20 protein-coding genes and 1 tRNA gene are annotated in these 19979 nt (G+C 69.5%); 7 read left to right on the top strand and 14 right to left on the bottom strand.

Annotated elements, in window-relative coordinates; all coding sequences use genetic code 11:
- Positions 1-467 precede the first annotated feature (467 nt).
- The 3 genes from AW274_RS12300 to AW274_RS12290 all read right to left on the bottom strand — a co-directional run bounded on the left by AW274_RS12300 (position 468) and on the right by AW274_RS12290 (position 4181).
- Positions 468-2825 carry an ATP-binding cassette domain-containing protein gene (locus tag AW274_RS12300; RefSeq protein WP_062431133.1) on the bottom strand — a complete coding sequence of 786 codons (2358 nt, stop codon included), beginning with the start codon at positions 2823-2825 and terminating at the stop codon, positions 468-470.
- 55 nt (positions 2826-2880) lie between these two features.
- The gene (locus AW274_RS12295) at positions 2881-3249 is read right to left on the bottom strand and encodes a VOC family protein (RefSeq protein ID WP_232320088.1); all 369 of its coding nucleotides are present in this window, start codon (positions 3247-3249) and stop codon (positions 2881-2883) included.
- Between the two features lie 101 nt (positions 3250-3350).
- A complete protein-coding gene (locus tag AW274_RS12290) occupies positions 3351-4181 on the bottom strand; it encodes a phosphoribosylaminoimidazolesuccinocarboxamide synthase (RefSeq protein WP_062431131.1) in 831 nt (276 codons plus the stop codon).
- Between the two features lie 343 nt (positions 4182-4524).
- Here AW274_RS12290 and AW274_RS12285 point away from each other — a divergent pair, with 343 nt between their 5' ends.
- Both AW274_RS12285 and AW274_RS12280 read left to right on the top strand, forming a co-directional pair.
- On the top strand, positions 4525-5865 hold the full coding sequence (locus AW274_RS12285; protein WP_062431130.1) for an ATP-binding protein: 1341 nt from the start codon (positions 4525-4527) through the stop codon (positions 5863-5865).
- 120 nt (positions 5866-5985) lie between these two features.
- Entirely contained in the window at positions 5986-6804 is an 819-nt protein-coding gene (locus AW274_RS12280) for a sigma-54-dependent transcriptional regulator family protein (protein WP_062431129.1), read from the top strand.
- A 52-nt stretch (positions 6805-6856) separates the two neighbouring features.
- Here AW274_RS12280 and AW274_RS12275 read toward each other — a convergent pair.
- A tRNA-Tyr gene (locus AW274_RS12275) sits at positions 6857-6941 on the bottom strand.
- Positions 6942-7034: 93 nt separating this feature from the next.
- On the opposite strand from AW274_RS12275, the gene AW274_RS12270 reads away from it, so the two are divergent.
- Both AW274_RS12270 and AW274_RS12265 read left to right on the top strand, forming a co-directional pair.
- The gene (locus AW274_RS12270) at positions 7035-7517 is read left to right on the top strand and encodes a GNAT family N-acetyltransferase (protein ID WP_062431945.1); all 483 of its coding nucleotides are present in this window, start codon (positions 7035-7037) and stop codon (positions 7515-7517) included.
- A 17-nt stretch (positions 7518-7534) separates the two neighbouring features.
- A complete protein-coding gene (locus tag AW274_RS12265) occupies positions 7535-8026 on the top strand; it encodes a YajQ family cyclic di-GMP-binding protein (protein ID WP_062338397.1) in 492 nt (163 codons plus the stop codon).
- A gap of 252 nt (positions 8027-8278) precedes the next feature.
- On the opposite strand, the gene AW274_RS12260 is transcribed toward AW274_RS12265, so the two are convergent.
- Complete coding sequence (locus AW274_RS12260; protein ID WP_232320086.1) at positions 8279-8638, bottom strand: type II toxin-antitoxin system PemK/MazF family toxin; 360 nt, start codon at positions 8636-8638, stop codon at positions 8279-8281.
- A gap of 551 nt (positions 8639-9189) precedes the next feature.
- On the opposite strand from AW274_RS12260, the gene AW274_RS12255 reads away from it, so the two are divergent.
- Positions 9190-9909 carry an SDR family oxidoreductase gene (locus tag AW274_RS12255; protein ID WP_062431127.1) on the top strand — a complete coding sequence of 240 codons (720 nt, stop codon included), beginning with the start codon at positions 9190-9192 and terminating at the stop codon, positions 9907-9909.
- Positions 9910-10282: 373 nt separating this feature from the next.
- Here AW274_RS12255 and AW274_RS12250 read toward each other — a convergent pair whose 3' ends face one another.
- Entirely contained in the window at positions 10283-10798 is a 516-nt protein-coding gene (locus AW274_RS12250; RefSeq protein ID WP_157520052.1) for a hypothetical protein, read from the bottom strand.
- Positions 10799-10902: 104 nt separating this feature from the next.
- Between AW274_RS12250 and AW274_RS12245 the strand changes: the two genes are divergently transcribed.
- Positions 10903-11892 (top strand): hypothetical protein, encoded by a 990-nt coding sequence (locus AW274_RS12245; RefSeq protein ID WP_062431125.1) that lies wholly within the window; start codon positions 10903-10905, stop codon positions 11890-11892.
- 19 nt (positions 11893-11911) lie between these two features.
- Positions 11912-12487 carry a pyridoxamine 5'-phosphate oxidase family protein gene (locus tag AW274_RS12240; protein WP_062431124.1) on the top strand — a complete coding sequence of 192 codons (576 nt, stop codon included), beginning with the start codon at positions 11912-11914 and terminating at the stop codon, positions 12485-12487.
- Here AW274_RS12240 and AW274_RS12235 read toward each other — a convergent pair.
- The 8 genes from AW274_RS12235 to AW274_RS39095 form a co-directional block, all read right to left on the bottom strand.
- On the bottom strand, positions 12484-13299 hold the full coding sequence (locus AW274_RS12235; RefSeq protein ID WP_062431123.1) for a M48 family metalloprotease: 816 nt from the start codon (positions 13297-13299) through the stop codon (positions 12484-12486). The two genes, AW274_RS12240 and AW274_RS12235, sit on opposite strands and share 4 nt — an antisense overlap.
- 65 nt (positions 13300-13364) lie before the next feature.
- Complete coding sequence (locus tag AW274_RS12230) at positions 13365-14780, bottom strand: NADH-quinone oxidoreductase subunit N (RefSeq protein WP_062431122.1); 1416 nt, start codon at positions 14778-14780, stop codon at positions 13365-13367.
- A gap of 40 nt (positions 14781-14820) precedes the next feature.
- Entirely contained in the window at positions 14821-16302 is a 1482-nt protein-coding gene (locus tag AW274_RS12225) for a complex I subunit 4 family protein (protein WP_062431121.1), read from the bottom strand.
- Positions 16299-16502, bottom strand: a complete 204-nt coding sequence (locus AW274_RS12220) for a hypothetical protein (protein ID WP_062431120.1) — start codon at positions 16500-16502, stop codon at positions 16299-16301. Before AW274_RS12220 ends, AW274_RS12225 begins: the two co-directional genes overlap by 4 nt.
- The gene (locus tag AW274_RS12215) at positions 16499-18325 is read right to left on the bottom strand and encodes an NADH-quinone oxidoreductase subunit 5 family protein (RefSeq protein ID WP_062431119.1); all 1827 of its coding nucleotides are present in this window, start codon (positions 18323-18325) and stop codon (positions 16499-16501) included. Before AW274_RS12215 ends, AW274_RS12220 begins: the two co-directional genes overlap by 4 nt.
- The gene (gene nuoK, locus AW274_RS12210) at positions 18322-18630 is read right to left on the bottom strand and encodes an NADH-quinone oxidoreductase subunit NuoK (RefSeq protein WP_062431118.1); all 309 of its coding nucleotides are present in this window, start codon (positions 18628-18630) and stop codon (positions 18322-18324) included. Before nuoK ends, AW274_RS12215 begins: the two co-directional genes overlap by 4 nt.
- Positions 18630-19163: an NADH-quinone oxidoreductase subunit J family protein gene (locus tag AW274_RS12205; RefSeq protein WP_062431117.1), complete on the bottom strand. Its 534-nt coding sequence runs from the start codon at positions 19161-19163 to the stop codon at positions 18630-18632. The genes nuoK and AW274_RS12205 overlap by 1 nt, the downstream gene beginning before the upstream one ends.
- Positions 19160-19966, bottom strand: coding sequence for a 4Fe-4S binding protein (locus AW274_RS39095; protein WP_083974284.1), 807 nt, complete (start codon positions 19964-19966; stop codon positions 19160-19162). Before AW274_RS39095 ends, AW274_RS12205 begins: the two co-directional genes overlap by 4 nt.
- Between the last annotated feature and the right edge of the window lie 13 nt (positions 19967-19979).

Raw genomic sequence — 19979 nt, 5'->3', positions numbered from 1 at the left:
GCGGGCCGCACTCCGCAAGCGGCGGTAAACCGGTCGGCCCACCGCCGCCATTCGCTCAAACGCGCGGGTCAAAGTGCGAGAGCTTCGGCACACCGGCTGGCCACCAGATCGATTCGCGCCCACGCAGACTGCACTCCGCGAGCGCAACAAGGCCGATCGGCCCGCCTCCATTCGCTCAAACGCGCGGGTCAAAGTGCGAGAGCTTCGGCACACCGGCTGGCCGCCACATCGATTCGCGCCCACGCCGACCCCGCGAAGGCCGGTCGGCCCGCCTCCATTCGCGCACAGGCGCCGGTCATTCTGCGCAAGCGGCGGGTGATCGGCCCGACTCGCCAATTCGCGCATACGCCCGTCGCACTCGGCAAGCGTCAGCAGGCCGGTCAGCCCGCCGCCGCCATGCCCGCACCCCCGCTAGTCCTACCGCTGACCGTCGGCGGGTGGTCAGCCCGCCGACTCCGCTCGGCTGGTCAGGCGCCCACGTAAGCCGCCAGGTGTTCCCCCGTGAGCGTCGATCGCTTCGCCACCAGGTCTGCCGGGGTTCCCTCGAACACCACTCGCCCGCCGTCGTGGCCCGCTCCCGGCCCGAGGTCGATGATCCAGTCGGCGTGGGCCATCACGGCCTGGTGATGTTCGACCACGATGACCGACTTGCCCGAGTCGACCAACCGGTCGAGGAGACCCAGCAACTGCTCGACGTCGGCCAGGTGCAGACCCGCTGTGGGCTCGTCGAGGACATAGGTGCCGCCCTTCTCGGCCATGTGGGTCGCCAGTTTGAGGCGCTGACGCTCGCCGCCCGACAGGCTGGTGAGGGTCTGGCCGATGCCCAGGTAGCCGAGGCCCACGTCGAGCAGGCGCTTGACGATGGCGTGGGCGGCGGGGATCTTGCCTTCGCCCTCGCGGAAGAACGCCTCAGCCTCGGTGACCGACATCGCGAGCACCTCGCTGATGTCCTTTCCGCCGAACTTGTAGTCGAGCACCGACGCGTCGAAGCGGCGGCCCTCGCACTCGTCGCACGTCGTGGCCACGCCGGCCATCATGCCGAGGTCGGTGTAGATGACGCCGGCTCCGTTGCAGGCGGGGCAGGCGCCCTCGGAGTTGGCGGAGAACAGGGCCGGCTTGACGCCGTTGACCTTGGCGAAGACCTTGCGGATGGGTTCGAGCAGGCCCGTGTACGTCGCCGGGTTGCTGCGCCGCGAACCCTTGATCGCGCCCTGGTCGATGGAGACCACGCCCGCGCCGCGGGGGATCGAGCCGTGGACGAGCGAGCTCTTGCCCGACCCGGCCACACCCGTCACCACGACGAGCACGCCGAGCGGGATGTCGACGTCGACCTTCTTCAGGTTGTGGGCGTCGGCGCCCCTGATCTCCAGGCGGCCGGTCGGTTGACGTACAGAAGGCTTGAGGGAGGCCCGGTCGTCGAAGTGGCGGCCGGTGATCGTGCCGCTGGAGCGCAGGCCCTCGACCGTGCCCTCGAAGCAGACGGTGCCGCCGGCCGAGCCCGCGCCGGGGCCGAGGTCGACGACGTGGTCGGCGATCACGATCGTCTCGGGCTTGTGCTCCACGACCAGGACCGTGTTGCCCTTGTCGCGCAGGCGGAGCAGCAGGTCGTTCATGCGCTGGATGTCGTGGGGGTGGAGGCCGGTGGTCGGCTCGTCGAAGACGTAGGTGGTGTCGGTGAGGGCCGAACCCAGGTGGCGGACCATCTTGACCCGCTGGGCCTCGCCGCCCGACAGCGTGCCCGAGGGCCGGTCGAGGGACAGGTAGCCCAGGCCGATCTCGGCGAAGGAGTCGAGCGTGTGGGAGAGCTTCTCGAGCAACGGCGCGACCGACGGCTCGTCGAGGCCCTTCACCCACTCGGCCAGGTCGCGGATCTCCATGGCGCACGCGTCGGCGATGTTGATGCCCTTGATCTTGGACGAGCGTGCCTGCTCGGCGAGCCTCGTGCCGCCGCACTCGGGGCAGGAGGTGAAGGTCACCGCCCGCTCCACGAAGGCGCGGATGTGCGGCTGCATCGCCTCCTTGTCCTTCGAGAGCATCGACTTCTGGATCTTGGGGATCAGGCCCTCGTACGTGAGGTTGATGCCCTCGACCTTGACCTTGGTCGGCTCCTTGTAGAGGAAGTCGTGGAGCTCCTTCTTCGTGTACTTGCCGATCGGCTTGTCGGGGTCGAGGAAGCCCGACTCGGCGAAGATCTTGACCGTCCAGATGTTGTCGACCTTGTAGCCCGGCACGGTGATCGCGCCTTCGGAGATCGACTTGGTCTCGTCGTAGATCTCCCTGAGGTCGATGTCGGAGACCGTGCCGCGCCCCTCACAACGCGGGCACATGCCGCCCACCATGTTGAACGTGCGCTTCTCGGTCTTGCCCGAGCCCCGGGCGACCGTGATCGACCCGGCCGAGGTGACCGAGGGCACGTTGAAGGAGAAGGCGTTGGGCGAGCCGACGTGAGGCTGGCCGAGGCGGCTGAACAGGATGCGCAACATCGCGTTGGCGTCGGTGGCCGTGCCCACGGTCGAGCGGGGGTCGGCTCCCATGCGCTGCTGGTCGACGATGATCGCGGTCGTCAGTCCTTCGAGGACGTCGACCTCCGGCCGGGCCAGCGACGGCATGAAACCCTGCACGAAGGCGCTGTAGGTCTCGTTGATCAGCCGCTGCGACTCGGCGGCGACCGTACCGAAGACCAAGGAGCTCTTTCCCGAGCCCGAGACGCCGGTGAACACCGTCAGCCGGCGCTTCGGCAGCTCCACGCTGACGTCTTTGAGGTTGTTCACCCGCGCGCCGTGGACCCGGATCAGGTCGTGGCTGTCGGCGGCGTGCTGGCTCATGTTGTCTCCCTGGCTCTCGACCGCTTCGAGGGTACGTGCCGCTACCGACGTTTTCTCACCGGTCCTGGATGAGCCCGAGGACGTTCCCGTCGGGGTCGACGACGGTGGCGACGAGCCGGCCGCCGCCGACGTCCTTCGGAGAGGACTTGAGGGTGGCCCCGGCGGCGGTGACCTCGGCGATCTTGGCCTCGATGTCCGAGACGTGCCAGTGGGCGAGCGGCGAGGTCATGTCGCTGTTGGGGACGAGCCCGATCTGCTGGCCGCCGCTCTCGTAACCGACGTAGTAGGGCGAGTCGTTCGTCGGCTCGACACCGAGGAGGGCGGTGTAGACGGCCTTGGCGGCGGCGAGGTCGGTGACGGGGTGGAGAACGGTCTTGATGCCCTGGACGGTCATGGCCGGATCCTTTTCGGAGGGGATGTTCACGCAGCTCACGCTATCGGCGGCCCCGATGATCCCGCTTCTCCGATCCTGACCGGTTCGCCGTCGACCGGCTCTCGCTCAGTCGGTCGACGGCGATTGGCGGCCTACCAGCTGCGGCCGGTGATCCGCTCGTATGCCTCGATGTAGCGCGCCCGGGTCACGTCGACGACCTCCTGCGGCACCTCGGGCGCCGGGGCCTTCTTGTCCCAGCCCGTTCCGGCCGCCCAGTCGCGGACGAACTGCTTGTCGAACGCGAACTGGGGGCGGCCCGGCTGCCATTCGTCCAGAGGCCAGAAACGCGAGGAGTCGGAGGTCAGGACCTCGTCGCCGAGGGTGAGCACGCCGTCGGCGTCCCAGCCGAACTCCAGCTTCGTGTCGGCGATGACGACGCCGCGTTCGCGGGCGATCTCCGCACCGCGCTTGTAGACCTTGAGGGTGATCTCGCGGAGGTTCTCGGCGATCTCCCGGCCCTCCTGGTCGATCACGTCGGCGAAGGTGATGAACTCGTCGTGGGCGCCGAGCTCGGCCTTCGTGGTGGGCGTGAAGATCGGTTCCGGCAGCCGCGAGCCTTCGAGCAGACCCTCGGGGAGCTCGATGCCGGAGACGGCCTGGTCGCGCTCGTACTCCTTGAGGCCCAAGCCGGCCAGGTAGCCGCGGGCGATGCACTCCACCTGGACCATCTTCAGCGCCTTGCACCGTACCGCCCGGCCCTCGAACTCGGCCGGGACGTCGGTGGCGGAGATGACGTGGTTCGGCACGATGTCCTGGAGCTGCTCGAACCACCACAGGGACAACTGCGTCAGGACCTTGCCCTTGTCGGGGATGGGGGTCGGCAGGATGGCGTCGTAGACGGAAACCCGGTCGGAGGCGACCAGGACGATGTCGCCCCGGTCTTCGTAGACGTCCCGGACCTTCCCGGAGTGGATCAGCTTCACGTTTCAAACCCGTCTTCAGAGGTCGAGATGCACCAGTACATCAGGTGCGGCGCGGGCGGGGTCCAGCGGGCCGAGCTGCCCGCCGCACGACGACAATGAGTAATTCCTGGTTAATTGGCAAAATAATGGCCTATTTGTCAATGGTTAAGTAGATATCAACAGATGGAAAGAAAGTCGCTGGTATCTTGGATTCTGTCGCTGCTCGTGTGAACTTGTCGGCCGGTCAGCCGGTCGAGAACGCTGCTCACGAATGCATATCGACCCGGACGGCAGATCTCGGGCGTGCTGCTCCAGGTCTTCCTCGACGCCGAGGCGTCGATGCCGAAGGACGGAGATCGCGCAGGTGGCGAGTTCGAAGTACGACGGAGAAGATCACACGATCGCGGCGCGGCCCGCCACGCAGGCCCCCGTGACCGGCAGGTGGCTGCTCGCGGTGAGCGAGCCGGGGATCGGCCGGCTGGCCCTGCAGGCCCGCGAACGGCTCAATCTCCTGTGCGCCGCCGGCGCCCGCATCGGCACCAGCCTGGACGTCACCCGGACCGCCGAGGAACTGGCCGAGATCGCCGTGCCGCGATTCGCCGACTACGTCGGCGTCGACCTGTCCGACCGGGTGTTGCAGGGAGAAGAGCCCCGGTCCCTCGACGAAGGACTGCGCCGGGTCGCGCTGGCCGGCGTACAGGAGGATTCGGGTCTGCAGCCCGTCGGCACGCTGATCAAGCTGCCTCCCTCCACGCCCCAGGCCTACTGCGTCGCCACCGAACAGCCGGTGCTCGAACCGGTGTTGTCCGCCGACCTCGGCCAGCAGGTCCACTGCCTCGTCGCGGTGCCGATGCGGGCCCGCGGCAGCACGCTCGGCGTGGTGAGCTTCTACCGCTCCAAGGCCAGGAACGCCTTCGAGGAGGACGACCTCGCCCTGGCCGAGGAACTGGTCAACCGCGCGGCGGTCTGCGTCGACAACGCCCGCCGCTACACCCACGAACGCGCGATCAGCACGAAGCTGGAGGACGCCACCGCGTCGCTGCGGCACTCCCTCGACCACCAGCGGCGGTTCACCGCCGACGCCTCCCACGAACTGCGCACGCCGCTGGCCGGCCTGCGGGTCCAGTTGGAGGAGGCGCAGCTCCACCCCGACGAGACCGACCTCGCCGACCTGCTCAGCCACGCGCTGACCGACGTCGACCGGCTCCAGGCCATCCTCACCGACCTGCTCTCGCTGGCCCGCAACGAGGCCAAGCCGCTGACCGCCATGGAGCCCGTCGACCTGGCCGACCTCGTCGAAGAGGAGATGGCGCGCCGGATCGGCGACCCCCATCCGGCCCGGCTCGACCTGGCCCCCGGCGTGCGGGCCGAGGGGATCCCGATTCAGATCTGCCGGGTGCTGAACAACCTGCTGAACAACGCGCAGCGGCACGCCGCCCACGACGTCACGGTAGGGGTGCGCCGCACCGGCGACGTCGCGGAACTCAGCGTCAGCGACGACGGCCCGGGGGTGCACGCGACCGACCGCGAGCACATCTTCCAGCCCTTCACCCGGCTCGACACGGCCCGCAGCCGCGACGTCGGCGGCACCGGCCTCGGCCTGGCCATCGCCCGCGACATCGCGCGTGCCCACCACGGCACCCTCCACGTCGAGGACGCGATCCCTCATGGGGCCCGATTCGTCCTCCGGCTGCCCGCACTGTAAGGCGGTTTCTTTGCCCGTCCATTGCTCGATCTATAGCGATTGTTCGCGCTATTCGGATTTAACGTGAAATGTTGCGACGGCTCTGTGCTGTGAGCCCCAGGCGAGATCATGGAGTTGATTTTGAGCACAACCTCCGCGGAGCAGGCGGTACGCGCACCGATCCTGAATTCGTGGCAGCGCTGTCAAAACGCCGGGCTGATTCCCGGCGCCGTCAGGGTACGCCTGCTCGACGACCTGGACCTCGACAGCATCCTGGTGCGCGCGGCGCAGCCCATCCTCGACCGGCTCCAGATCGAGATCGCCGACACCCCCTCAGGCGTGTTCCTGAGTGACGCCTCCGGAGCGCTGACCCGGCGCATCCTGGGCGAGACCGCCATGCAGCGCACCGTGGACGGCCTCGGCGTCCTCCCCGGCTTCAGCTACGCCGAAGCGGACATCGGCACCAACGCCATCGGCTCGGCGCTGCTGGAGCGGCGCACCTACCTGGTGGCGGGCAGCGAACACCTGTGGGAGGAGTTCCAGCAGTTCGACGCCGTGGGGAGCCCCGTCCGCAACCCCCTCACCGGCCGCACCGAAGGGGTTTTGTGCATCGCCGCGATGAGCGAACGCATGAACGCGCAGGTGAAGCCGATGATGCGCCGGGCGATCGAGGAGGTCGAACAGAGCCTGGTCGACCTGAGCGCCAGCCGCGAACGGGCGCTGTTCACGAGATTCCTCAACTCGAGATCCCCCGCCGTCGTGCCCGCCTCGGTCCCGTCGGACCTGCCGCTCCGCGACCGGCTCGCCCTCGAAGACGCAGCTGTACGACTGGTGGCACAGGGCCGGGAGGCGATGGTGGAGATCGCCCTCACCGACGGCCGCACGGCCACGGTCGTCGCGCAGGTGGTCGCCGGGCCGGCCGACCTGACGGGGATCGCGGTGCAGGCGTGGGTTTCCTGAGCTGGGAAACGAGAACGGCCCCTGATCGATGATCAGGGGCCGTTCTCACTGCTGGTGGCAGGTCCAGGGTTCGAACCTGGGTAGGCTTAGCCGACGGATTTACAGTCCGCTCCCTTTGGCCACTCGGGCAACCTGCCGTGTCATCCGCCTCTCGGCGGCGACAGGTAGAAGAATAGCGGACTCACGCCGTACACGTGACATCGGTTTGTCCCAGACGTCCATCGCCGATGATGGCCGATGTGATCAGACATCCGACCCCCGCGGAGCTGCCCGGCCTGGCCGCCATAGAGCTGGCCGCCGACGCGCGGTTCGCCCCGCTCGGCATCGTCTTCCCGCCCGGGACCACCATGATCGAAGAAGTCTCCGATCCCGGGCGTGTCTTCGTGACCGGCCGGCCCCCGGTGGGCTTCGCCCTCGTCGGCGACGTGGACGGGTATGTGCACCTCGACCAGCTGGCGGTGCATCCCGTACACGAGGGAAAGGGCCTGGGCACCGCGCTCCTCGAAGCCGTCTGCGCCCTCGGCCACGTCACCCTGACCACCTTCAGGGACGTGCCGTGGAACGCCCCCTGGTACGCCAGGCGCGGCTTCCACGTCCTCGACTCCGCCGAGTGGGGACCCGAACTCGAAGCCCTCGTAGCACATGAACGGGAGCTCGGGATCGAGGTGGCGCCGCGAGTGGTCATGAGGCGGCTAAGGTCGGTAGGAACGTAGAGAGGACACGGACACCGATGGCCGATAGCAGTTTCGACGTTGTCTCTGAGATCGACCGCCAGGAGGTGGACAACGCGCTGAACCAGACGGTCAAAGAGGTCGGGCACCGCTTCGACTTCAAGGGCACCGGCGCGGAGATCTCCTGGTCCGGGCAGAAGGACATCGAGATCAAGGCGAACAGCGAGGAGCGGGCCAACGCGGTCCTCGACGTGTTCCGCGAGAAGTTGATCAAGCGTGGGCTGTCCCTGAAGGTCCTCGACGCGGGCGAGCCGAAGCTTTCCGGCAAGGAATATCGGCTGATGGTCGCCCTCAAGGAGGGCATCGACCAGGAGAACGCGAAGAAGATCTCCAAGATGATCCGCGACGAGGGGCCCAAGGGCGTCAAGGCGCAGATCCAGGGCGAGGAGCTGCGGGTGAGCTCCAAGAAGAAGGACGACCTGCAGGAGGTCATCACCCTGCTGAAGGGCAAGGACCTGGACATCGCGCTGCAGTTCAAGAACTACCGCTGACACCTGCGTCTTCCGACTGAAGACCAGAGGGCACATTCAGGGCACACGGCCGCCGATCCCGGCGCGGCCATGTGCCCTGAGTCCTTTGTGGTCACACTCAGTCTTCAAGCTGCCCGACCTTCAGAGTCCGGCGGCGCGGTACGGCCTGCCCGGCTTGGTCCTGGACGCGTTACCTGCCCTGCGACTACCCGCCTAGTGCTCCATGATCTTGATGGACGGCGTCGGCCATCTGGCCGAGACCACCCACCCCGTCTACCCGAGTTCACCGAGACGGAGGGCGTTCCTCATCTCGCTGAGCCTCGCGGTCGTCGCCGGGGTCTGCTCCTGCGCTTGTTCGGCGAGTCGGAGGGCATCGTCGATCTCGCCGAGCTTCGCAGCGGACAGGACGGCCGCCCGCTCCATCAGGTCGTCCCGTGACACCGTGGTCAGCCACGTGCAAGGGGTGAATCCTGGACGCGGGAACGCGAGCCGCAGCGCGCCTTCGAACGGCAGTCCTTCACCGGTGCCCACGGTCACTTCGATGCCGAGACCGCTGATGTCGACGCCCGCCGGAGCGACGACCTGCATCACCCGGAACCCGGACGCTTCGTCTCCCGACAGCAGGACGACCAACCTCCGCTCGTCGAACTGGACCCACCAGACTTCGCCACGTTGCACGAGTCCTCCAGACACAGGCCGGCAGACAGACGCTGCGCGAACGGGCGAGCCACCGTTGAAGCCTGAAGATCACGCGGCGGCCGTAGGTCCCAGCGTAAGCGCTGCGTGCTGGCAGAAGGCCGCCAGCGGGCTGCGACCGCGTGCTGGTGAGCTCGGACGATCGTGGAGTCGGCCGCCACCAGCCAGTCGATGTCCCCGGCCACGCCGGCTCTGCCCTGGGCGGCCGACAGCATCGCCCAGCGGCGGAAGCGGGTGTGGATCGTCCGCCATGGCTCGTCACGCCCGGCGCTGCCGGTACGGACCGCCGGTCGTCTTCTCGTGGACGTCCCGTCCGGCCGGGCCGGAGCAACTCCTTGAGCGCGGCCCATTCCTGGTCGACAGGCCATGCGCGCTGGATGCTTTCCGGGATCAGGCAAAGACATCCCAGCGGCCCGCCCGCCACACAGCCCGCCCTCTCCCCTCTCGTTACGGTCGATGAGCGACCAGCGAAAGGGGCGGGTGTCGACATGTCATCCTCACTCGACGGCCGTACCGTCGTCGTGATCGGCCGGGCCAGTGGGCTCGCCCATGCCGTCACCCTCGCCGCCCGCGCCTGCGGAGCCCGCGTGGTCGTCGCCGGGCGCGACAAGGAAGCCCTCGGCCAGGCTTACGAAGACGACGAGCACATCACCGCCGAGTACGTCGACGTCACCGACGACGACAGCATCGCCGCGCTGGCCCGGCGGCTCGGGAGGGTCGACCACGTCGTCTCGACCGCTTCGGCGCGGGCGCGCGGGCGGCTGGGTGAGCTCGATCGGAAGGCGTTGCGGCGGTCGTTCGACACGAAGGTCATCGGGCCGGTCATGGTGGCGAAGCACTTCGCGCCGCACATCGCCGAAGGCGGGTCGTTCGTGTTGTTCTCCGGGGTGGCGGCGTTCAAGCCGGCCATCGGCTATCTCGGGGTCGCCATCACCAACGGCGCGGTCGACTTCCTCACCCGATCGTTGGCGCTCGAGCTCGGGCCCATCCGGGTCAACGCCATCTCCCCTGGGGTGATCGACACCGGGATCTGGGACTCCATGGGCGAGGAAGGCAAGAACGCCTACTTCACCGGTCTGCGCACCCGCAACCCGGCCCGGCGGATCGGCACGCCCGAGGACATCGCCGACGCCGTGGTCTTCGCGATGACCAACCCGTTCCTCACGGGCGTGACGTTGCGGGTCGACGGCGGGGAGCCGCTGACCTGACGCTCCCGGCGCGCGGCGTCGGCCAGCACCGCGCCCAAGCCCGCCGTCGCCGCCAGGTGCAGTGCCGGGAGAGGGACGGTGGCGGTCGCGGCCACCGCCAGGGCGAAGGCCGCCGTGCCGTGGACGTATCGGCCCAGCGCCGTCCACAGGATCAGGCCGTAGAACAGGATGCCGCCCCGGTCGAGATCGAACGCCCACACGTCCACCGACACCCGCACCACGGTGTCGACCTCGTGGGGGACGTTCTGCAGCGGTGCGTACGTCCCCCCGTACACCACTTCGCCGCCGAACGGCAGGAAATACGGCTCCCCCGTGAAAGCACCCAGGAAGGTCACCAGAATCAGGAGGTCGCCCACGAACTGTCGTGATCGCATCAGAAAAGGGCCACAACCACCAGCAGGCCGAGCAACCCGGCGACGTACCTGACCGAAATGGGTTTTTCTCTGGCCTCACGCAGAGACGACACGATCAGGATCGTGACCATGGCCAGAGTCGCGGCGACGTGGCCGGCGAACCAGAGCGCCACCGGCGGGTTGCCCTCCGCGAGTTGCCACCCGGAGTAAGCGGCGGCCACGGCCAGGGCGAACGCCGGGAGGGCGTAGCGGAAGCGGCCGAGCGCGGCCCAGATCACCAGGCCGAGCAGCAGGATCGTGCCGGATCGCTGGTGGAGGTGGCGCAGGGTCAGGCCGCCGGGCACTTCGAAACTCTGTGTCAGGACCGACTCGTAGGCGGCGGGCATCGGGACGCCGCGGAGCGGCTCGTACACGCCGTCGTACGCCACCGTCTCGTCGCTGATGTCGTAATGGGTGGCGAGATAGATCCCGACCACCACGACGACCAGTGTGACGGCGATCAGGAGATCGCCCAATAACTGGCGTGCGCGTTCCATTCGCCAGATTCCATCACAACTGGGTCGCCCTCATGCCGGATACCGATTCCCTGCCAACTTCCGCGCCGGTTCCGGCATCTACTCCGGTGACGAAAGGAACGCACATGAAGAAGCGTGCATTCGCGGCCGCCGTGGTGACGGCGTTCGCGGTCGTGGCGCCGATGACGGTCGCGGAGGCGTCGACGGGAGCCGCCTCCTCGCCCGCCCGGTACGTCTGGCTGAAGTCGTGCCCCAAGGCGGGCTACACGGTGCCCTGCGGCGATTGGATGGTCTATCGCCGCGACGGCACGATGACCCGCATTCCAGACGCGCAGGTCCACCAGGTCAAGGCGTCGGGGGGCGTCGACGGGGAGAGTTCGCTGCAGCCGGCGTTGAGCGGCGACGGCCGGCGCGTCGCCTATTTCACGGCGTCGACGAAGAAGCTGGTGGTGCGCGACCTCGTCAGCGGCAAGGTCTATCCGGTACGGGGCGCCGCGGCGAAGCCGCCCAAGGGGCTGCTCATCAACGACCTCGACACGCTGCTGTCGTACGACGGGAAGCAGCTCGCCATCGACTACGTGCAGGGGAAGGAGCCGACGAAGGTGGTCGACGTGGCGTCGGGGAGCTTCTACACGCTGCCCGCCGACGTCGCGCTCCAGGGGTTCAGCGGTGACGGGTCGAAGGTGATGGTGACCGAGAGCTCCGACCAGAACACCACGATCTTCTCCTCCTACGACGCCGACGGCGAGCTGAACAGCCAGGAGGTGCCGCAGGTCGTCGACGACAACTACCCGCTGGCGCTGTCCGACGACGGGCGTTCGATCGCGGTGTTCATCGAGGGCCGCCAGGCCGCGGTGCGGTTCTACGACCTGTCGTCCGACTCGGTCGGGCCGCCGGTCAAGGTGACGATGCCGAAGGGTGAGAAGGCGAACCGGATGGCGTGGCAGACGTCGGGGCGGCTGCTGCTCTCGACGTACCGGATCAACACGAACGGCGACGTGCTCGGCGGCGGGCTGCGGACCGTCGACGTCGAGACCGGGGAGCTGAAGAAGGTCGACACGTGGAGCCTGCAGTCGCGGTCCAACCTGTGGATATGGTGGCTGCCGGGCGAATGATCGGGGTTATCGTCCGGTCATGGGCAAACAATATGACGTGATCGACGACCGGCTGCGGGAGTTCGTGACCTCACAGCCGGTCTACTTCGTCGCCACCGCCCCCGAGAGCGGCGGGCATGTCAACGTGTCTCCCAAGGGCTACCCCGACACCTTCGCCGTCCTCGACGGCACCACCGTCGCCTACCTCGACCTCGACGGCAGCGGCGTCGAGACCATCTCCCACCTGCGGAACAACGGCCGCATCACCATCATGTTCGCGGCGTTCTCCGGGCGGCCCAACATCGTCCGCCTCTACGGCACGGGCGAGGTCGTGACCCCCGGCGACGCCCGCTTCGAGGCGTTGCTGAAGAACTTCGGCCCGCATCCCGCCGTGCGGTCGGTGATCGTGGTGAGCTGCGACCGCATCTCCGACTCCTGCGGCTACTCGGTGCCGTTCATGGCGTACGAGCACGATCGCACCCTCCTCGACGACCACCATGAGCTCGACAGCTCGAAGAAGAAGCAGTTCCAGCGGTCGAGCGCCCTGCGGGAGAGCATCGACGGCCTGTTCGGGCTGCACCCCGGCGAGACCGATCCCGCGCATCGGCGCAGCTAGCGCAGCCGTTCGAGGTTGGCGACCCGCTCGGCGGCGGTCGGCCGGGTCGCGAACGGCCCCGCGAACAACATGTGGCTGGCGCTGGCGATCCGGCCGTTGCGCGGCAGCGGCCGGGCCCGGTTGCTGGCGTCGATCCGGCGCAGCGCCGACGCGAGGGCGAGCGGGTCGCCCGTCATGCGCGCCGCCGCCTCGTCGGCGGCGAACTCACGGTCGGGCGGCAGCGCGAGCCTGACCAGGCCGGTCGCGATCGGCGCGAGCAGCGCGGCGACGAACCGGGTCAGCGGGGCCGGGGTCTCGTCGTCGGCGCGGCGCACCCCGAACACCGGGCCGAGGTAGCCCGACGTGGTGAACATCGTCGCCAGCGCGCCGGCCACCGAGGCGAGCAGGGTGTCATGGTTGTGTACGTGGGCCAGCTCGTGCCCGATCACGCCGCGCAGTTCCCGCTCGTCGAGCAGCGTCAGCAAGCCCTGCGTGACGATGACGGCGGATCTGCGCGGGTTTCGGCCGGTGGCGTAGGCGTTGGGCTGGGCCAGCGGGGAGACGTACAGGCGAGGCATGGGGCGGCGGGCCTGCGTGCACAACTCCCGCACGATCCCGTAGAGGGCGGCGTGCTCGACCTCTCCGACGGGCCGGGCGCGCAGCGCCGCGAGGGCGAACCGATCGGAGAAGAAGTAGGCCACCCAGACGGTGACCCCGGCCAGCGGCACCCCCGCCATCAGCCCGGTCACTCCCCCGAGCAACCCCGCGACCACCACGATCAACACGGCGGACGCGCCCAACACCCCCGCCGTACGCGTCCCGTTTCTCCGCATCGTCCACCTCCTCACGCTCCTCCCCTCCAACGTGAGCGGACGTTTGGGCGTTCCCGTCCCGAACGTCAGCCCAGCGTGGCGAGCACGAGCTGGGGGGCGACCGAGAAGCCGACGGCCACCGCCGCGGCCACCCCGACCGCGATCCAGGCCGGTGTGGACGCGGCGGTCCGGGCGGCGTCGGCGGGCGTGAACAGGCGGGCGGTCCAGGCGATGTAGTAGTAGAGGCCGATCACCGTGTTGACGGCCATCACCACCGCGAGCCAGCCGAGCCCGCCCGCGATCACCTCGCGGAACACGACGACCTTGGCGAACAACCCGGCGAGGCCGGGAGGCAGCCCGGCCAGGCAGATCAGCGCGAACGCCAGCGCCAGCCCGGCGACCGGACGCCCGGAGACCAGCCCCCGGTAGCCGTCGAGCGTGTCGTGGGGCACGGCCATCACCACGGCGAAGGCGGTCAGGTTCATGGCGGCGTAGAAGACCAGGTAGGCGGTGGCGGCCTGGGCGTCGGTGGTCGCGATCGGGGCCAGGACGTATCCCGACTGGGCGACCGACGACCAGGCCAGCAGCCTGACGGGATGGGTCTGCCGCAGCGCCAGCACGTTGCCGACGGTCATGGTCAGCGCGGCGAGCACCGCGACGATCGGCGTCCAGGTGGCCGACTCGCCCGGCAGGGCCTGGGTGAGCACGAGGATGAGCCCGGCGAACCCGGCCGCCTTCGACACCACCGACAGCAGGGCCGCGACCGGGATCGGCGCGCCCTGGTAGACGTCGGCGGCCCAGAAGTGGAACGGCACTGCGGCGATCTTGAACCCGAAGCCCGCCACGACCATGACGGCCCCGACCGCCACGACGGGCCCGGCTCCCGGCCGTTCGGGCTGCGCCAGCGCCGCCGCGACGGCGTCGAGGTGGACGGCTCCGGTGACGCCGTAGAGGAGGCTGACCCCGAACAACATCACGGCCGTGGAGACGACGGAGACCACGAACAGCTTGAGCGCCGCCTCGGCCCCGCGGCCGTCGTAGCGGCGCAGCGCGGTCAGCGCGAAGACCGGCAACGAGACGAGTTCGAGCGCGACGACCAGCATGATGAGGTCGCGCGACGCGGGCAGGGTGACCGCCCCGGCCAGGGCCGCGAGCAGCAGGAAGTACCACTCCCCGACGGGGATGTCGCCCTGCTTGAGCTGCGCCATCGACAGCAGGACCACGACGGCCCCGGCCCCGAGGACCAGCCCCGCGAACACCACGGTCGTGCCGTCGACGACGTAGGAACAGCCGGCCGACGGCACACAGAACGTCTCCCGGGTGCCCCGCTGGGCCGCCACCACGACGAACGCCGCCACCAGGGAGGCCAGCGTGACGCAGCCGAGGGCGGTCCGGACGCCGGGCCGGGCGGGCAGGAAGGCGTCGAGCAGCAGGACGAGCCCGGCGGCCAGCGCCAGGATCAGCGGCGCGGCGATCGCCCAGTAGTCGATCGACTGGATCACCGCACCCCCAAGGAGACTCGGTCAGGCCAGAAAGGCACGATCACGGCACCCCCAGAAGAGCGTGGACGGCCGGAGTGGTCAGCCCGAGCAGCGCCGACGGCCACAACCCGAACACCAGGATGAGCGCGACCAGCGGCACCCAGGCGGTCAGCTCGACCCGGGTGGCGTCGTGGAGGGCCGGCCCCGGCCCGCCCCACGGCCCGTGGGTGAGCCGCGACAACATGACCAGGAAGTAGGCCGCCGTCAGCACCGCCCCGAGCCCGCCGATCACCATAAACGTGAGGAACAACCCGCGCGGCAACCCGGCGGCCGGTTCGTAGGCGCCCTGGAGGGCGAGCATCTCGCCCCAGAACCCCGCCAGCCCCGGCAGCCCGAGCGACGCGACGCAGGCGAACGTCAGCAGCGACCCGACCCAGGGCAGCCGCCCGAGCAGTCCCGTTCCCAGCTGGTCGAGGTCGGACGTGCCGTGCCGCTCCTTCAACGCCCCGACCAGGAAGAACAGCAGCCCGGTGATCAGCCCGTGGGCGACGTTCCCGAAGAGCGCGGCGTTGATCCCGACCGGCGTGAGCGTCGCGAACCCGAGCAGCACGAACCCCATGTGCCCGACGGAAGAATAGGCGATCAGCCGCTTCAGGTCGCGCTGCGCCAGGCAGGCCAGCGCGCCGTAGACGATGCCGACGACGGCCAGCGCCCCCAGCCACGGCGCGACGGCCGCGGCCCCTTCGGGCAGGATCGGGATCGCCACCCGCGCGAACCCGTAGGTGCCCATCTTCAGCAGCACCCCCGCGAGCAGCACCGACCCCACGGTCGGGGCCTCGGTGTGCGCGTCGGGCAACCAGGTGTGCAGCGGCCACATCGGCGTCTTGACGGCCAGCCCGAGCCCGATGGCCGTGAACGCGAGGATCTGCGCCGTCCGCCCCATCGGGTGCTCGGCCGCCAGCCGCACCATGTCGAGGGTGCCGGTCTGCGCCCAGACGTAGAGCAGCCCGACCAGCAGCACGGCCGACCCGAGCAGCGTGTAGAGAATGAACTTGTACGCCGCCCGCCGCCGCCCCTCGCCACCCCAGACGGCGATGACGAAGTACATGGGGATCAGCACGACCTCGAAGAACACGAAGAACAGCAGCAGGTCGAGCGAGAGGAAGGTGCCGATCATCCCCAGTTCGAGCACCAGCAGCGCGAAGACGAGCTCCCTGGCGCGCGGCGGCTTGTGCCCGGCCAGGTAGACGAGGCACAGAAGCGTCAGCAGCGCGGTCAGCACCACGAGCGGCAGAGAGATCCCGTCGACCCCGAGGTGGAACCGCACGCCCAGCCAGGGGATCCAGGCGAGATCGACGGTGCCCTGCATGGTCCCGGCGTCGGAGTAGTCGAACACGGCCGCCACCGCGACGGCGACCGCGAACACCACCCCGGAGACAGCCAGCCCGAACCGAACGGCGACCGTGCCGAGTGGCCCTGGCACGAGCAGCGCGCCGGCTCCCAGCAGAGGCAGGGCCAGCAGTGCGACCAGTAGCACGTTCACGCCCTCACCACCCCGCCGAACCTGCCCGATTCCCGTCCAGAACCCGCCGGATGCCGCCGCCCCGCCACGCCGAAGACGCCCCGCCTCGGGCTGAAGCTGAGCGCCGCGGCGAACGCGTCCGACTCCGCGGCCGGATCGGCCGAGCCGAAGCGGGGCGCGAATCGCGCCACGTCCGGTGGAGAAAGCACGTGGATGGTCATCCCAGCACCACCGCCCCGACCGCGATCAGCAGCACCCCGGCGAGCACGCCCGTCACGTAGAGCTGGGCGTTGCCGTTCTGCAGGTGGCGGGTGAGCCCCGACAGGCCCACCGTCGCCCGGCCGGCGCCCCTGACCGCGCCGTCGACCACGTCGTCGTCGGTTCGCACCACTCCGCGCGCCAGGGCGAGCACCGGGCGGACGAACACGGCCGCGTACAGGCGGTCGACGTAGAACGCCTGCTCGCACGGGTCGCGGAAGGCCCCGAGCAGGCGGGCCGGGTCGCGTTCGGGGGCGCCGCGCCAGGTCACGTAGACGAAAGCCGCGCCGAGCAGCGCCACGGCCAGGGCGGTCACCGCGGGGGCGAGGTGGAACTCGCCGGCGTCGGTGAAGCCGAGCAGCAGGGCCGGGATCGCCAGCACGCCCATCGGCCACAACATCGACAACGGGGCTTCCCGGCCGTCGAAGACGTGGGCGGTGCCGGGGGCCGGTTCGGGGAGGGCCTGGACCTTGCCGGTGCCGAAGAAGGTCATCAACCACGCTCTCGTCGCGTAGGCGCCCGTCACGCCCACCGTGAGCAGGGCCGAGCCGTAGAGGACCAGCTGGATGGGGCTGGACGAACGCTCCAGGCCGTAGAGGATCGCGTCTTTGCTGAAGAAGCCGCTGGCCGGAGGCAGGCCGACCAGGGCGGCGTAGCCGATGGTCATGGTCACGAAGGTCACCGGCATCGATCGGCGCAGGCCGCCCATGTGGCCGAGCAGGTTGGAGCCCACGTGGTGGATGACCGCGCCGGCGCAGAGGAACAGCAGGGCCTTGAAGGCGCCGTGGGTGACCAGGTGGAAGACGGCCGCGTCGCGGGCTCCTCCGGCGAGGGCGGCGGCCATGTAGGCGAGCTGGCTGATGGTCGAGTAGGCCAGCACACGTTTCAGGTCGTTCTGGGCGAAGGCGGCCAGGGCCGCGCCGAGCATGCCGATCGCGGCGGCGACGCCGAGCACGTCGAGGGTGGGCTGCGGGAACAGCACGTAGAGGCGGGCCACCACGAAGATGCCCGCCGCCACCATCGTCGCGGCGTGGATCAGGGCGCTGATCGGGGTCGGGCCGGCCATCGCGTCGGGCAGCCACGTGTGCAGCGGGACCTGGGCGCTCTTGCCGGCCACGCCCGCGAGCAGCAGCAGCGTCGCCAGGATCAGCGTCGGCTCGGGGATGTCGGCGGCCATGATGTCGGCGATGCGGAACGAGCCGGCCGCGAAGCCCAGGACGAAGATGCCGAACAGGAAGCCGACGTCACCCAGGCGGGTGACCAGGAACGCCTTAATGGCGGCCCGCGAGTTGGCCTTCTCCTCCCACCAGTGGCCGACCAGGAGGTAGGAGCACAGGCCCATGATCTCCCAGCCGACGTACAGGACCAGGAGATCGGCCGCGAACACGACCAGCAGCATCGCGCTGGTGAACAGGCTGATGAAGGCGCTGAAGGAGGGGTAGCGGGACTCGCCCCGCATGTATCCGACCGAGTAGACCTGCACCGCCAGCGCGACCACGCCGACGAGCATCGCCGTCAGCACCGACAGTTCCGCGACCTCCAGCCCGACGGTGATCGCGATCCCGCCGGTGTCGATCGTGGTCAGGGTGGTGGCCGACGGCGTGTTCTCCCAGGCCAGCCAGCCGACGAGGGCCGTCGACAGGGCGGTCGGCACGACCCCGAACCAGGCCGCGCGTTTGTTGGCGGCCAGGTTGTCCGCCGGGCTGCGGCCGTGGGGGTAGCGGGACAGCAGCAGGCCCAGTACGGCCCCCGCGAACGGCAGCACCACCACGAGAGACGCGATCACGGCTCCCCCAGTTCGCGCAGTCGGTCGAGCTCGATGGCCTTGCGGGTGCGGAAGACGGCCAGCACGATGGCCAGCCCGATCCCGACCTCGGCGGCGGCGATGACGATCACGAACAGGGTCAGCACCTGGCCGGAGTGGAGCGCGTCGCGCAACCAGACGTCGAAGGCGACCAGGTTCAGGTTGACCGCGTTCAGCATGAGCTCGACCGACATCAGGACGAGGATGGTGTTACGCCGGGCGAGCACGCCGTACACGCCGATGGAGAAGAGCAGCGCGGCCACGACGGCGGGATAGACGACGTGCATCAGCGCCGCCCTTTGATGTCGGTGCGCGACAACACGATCGCGCCGATGAGCGCGGCCAGCAGCAGCACCGACAGGGCCTCGAACGGCAGCACCCAGTTGCGGAAGATGCTCGCGCCCAGTTCCTCGGCCGACCCGGCGCCCGGCCGCAGTTCGGCGTAGGCGTGCTGGAACCCGCCCACGACCACGCTGACCAGCACCCCCGCGGTGGCGACGGCGACGACGGCGGCGACCACGCGGTTGCCGGAGTCGAGGTCGTCGCTCCTGCCGATGGGCGCCCGGGTCAGCATGATCCCGAACAGCAGCAGCACCACGACCGCGCCGACGTAGATCAGCACCTGCACCCAGGCGACGAACTCGGCCGTCAGCACCAGATAACACCCGGCGAGCGCCCCGAAGCAGACCACCAGCCACAACGCGGCGTGCACGAGTTGCCGCGTCGTCACCACCAGCAGCGCCGACCCCACGGCGACCAGCCCGAGCAGCAGGAACACGACCTCAAGCGTCGACGGCGGCCAGAAGTCGACGCCGCTCACGGCCCCTCCCCATCGGGCCGCTCCCCCGCATCAGGAGGATCCGTAGCAGGCCGATCGGGCAACTTCCCCGGCGGCCGGATCGACCGCACGTCACGAGGCGCCCGCGGCTTCGCCGGAGGTTCCTCGGGAGCCGGTGTCTCCTCACCGGGCGCCCGGTCAGGAAGCTTGCCCGGCGGCCGGATCGCGCGCACATCCCGCGCGGGGCGTGGCTTGGCCTCGCCCGAACCCTCCCCTTCGGCCCCCTCGGGCAGCCGGCCTGGAGGCCGGATCGCGCGCACGTCGCGCGCCGGACGCGGCTTGGGCTCACTCGGCGGCTCGTCGCGGGTGGGCTTGGGCGTGTCGCCGCCGCTCGGGCCCCGCGCCGGGCGCTTGCTGGCCGTCACCTCCTTCGGAGGTTCCGCGTTCGCCTCGTGGGGCGGGGGCGGCGGGACGCTGGCGACCCACTCGCCGAGGCGGTCCTTCTCGTGGAGGAGGTTGCGGATGTCGCCTTCGGCGTACTCGAACTCCGGGGCCCAGAAGAGCGCGTCGAACGGGCAGACCTCGATGCAGATCCCGCAGTACATGCACAACGAGAAGTCGATGGCGAAGCGGTCGAGCACGTTGCGTTGCCGGGGGCGGCCGCCCTCGGGCGCGGGCAAGGTCTCCTTGTGGGAGTCGATGTAGATGCACCAGTCGGGGCACTCACGCGCGCAGAGCATGCATGACGTGCAGTTCTCCTCGACCAGCGCGATCACGCCGCGCGATCGGGGCGGCAGGTCGGGTTGGACCTCCGGGTACTGCTGGGTCACCGAGCGACTGAGCATGTGTCGCAGCGTT

It is taken from the genome of Herbidospora daliensis (assembly GCF_001570585.1).
Classification (GTDB): Bacteria; Actinomycetota; Actinomycetes; order Streptosporangiales; family Streptosporangiaceae; genus Herbidospora; species Herbidospora daliensis.
The sequence above is the reverse complement of the archived record's forward strand: the minus strand, read 5'-3'. Positions and strand labels throughout refer to the sequence as shown.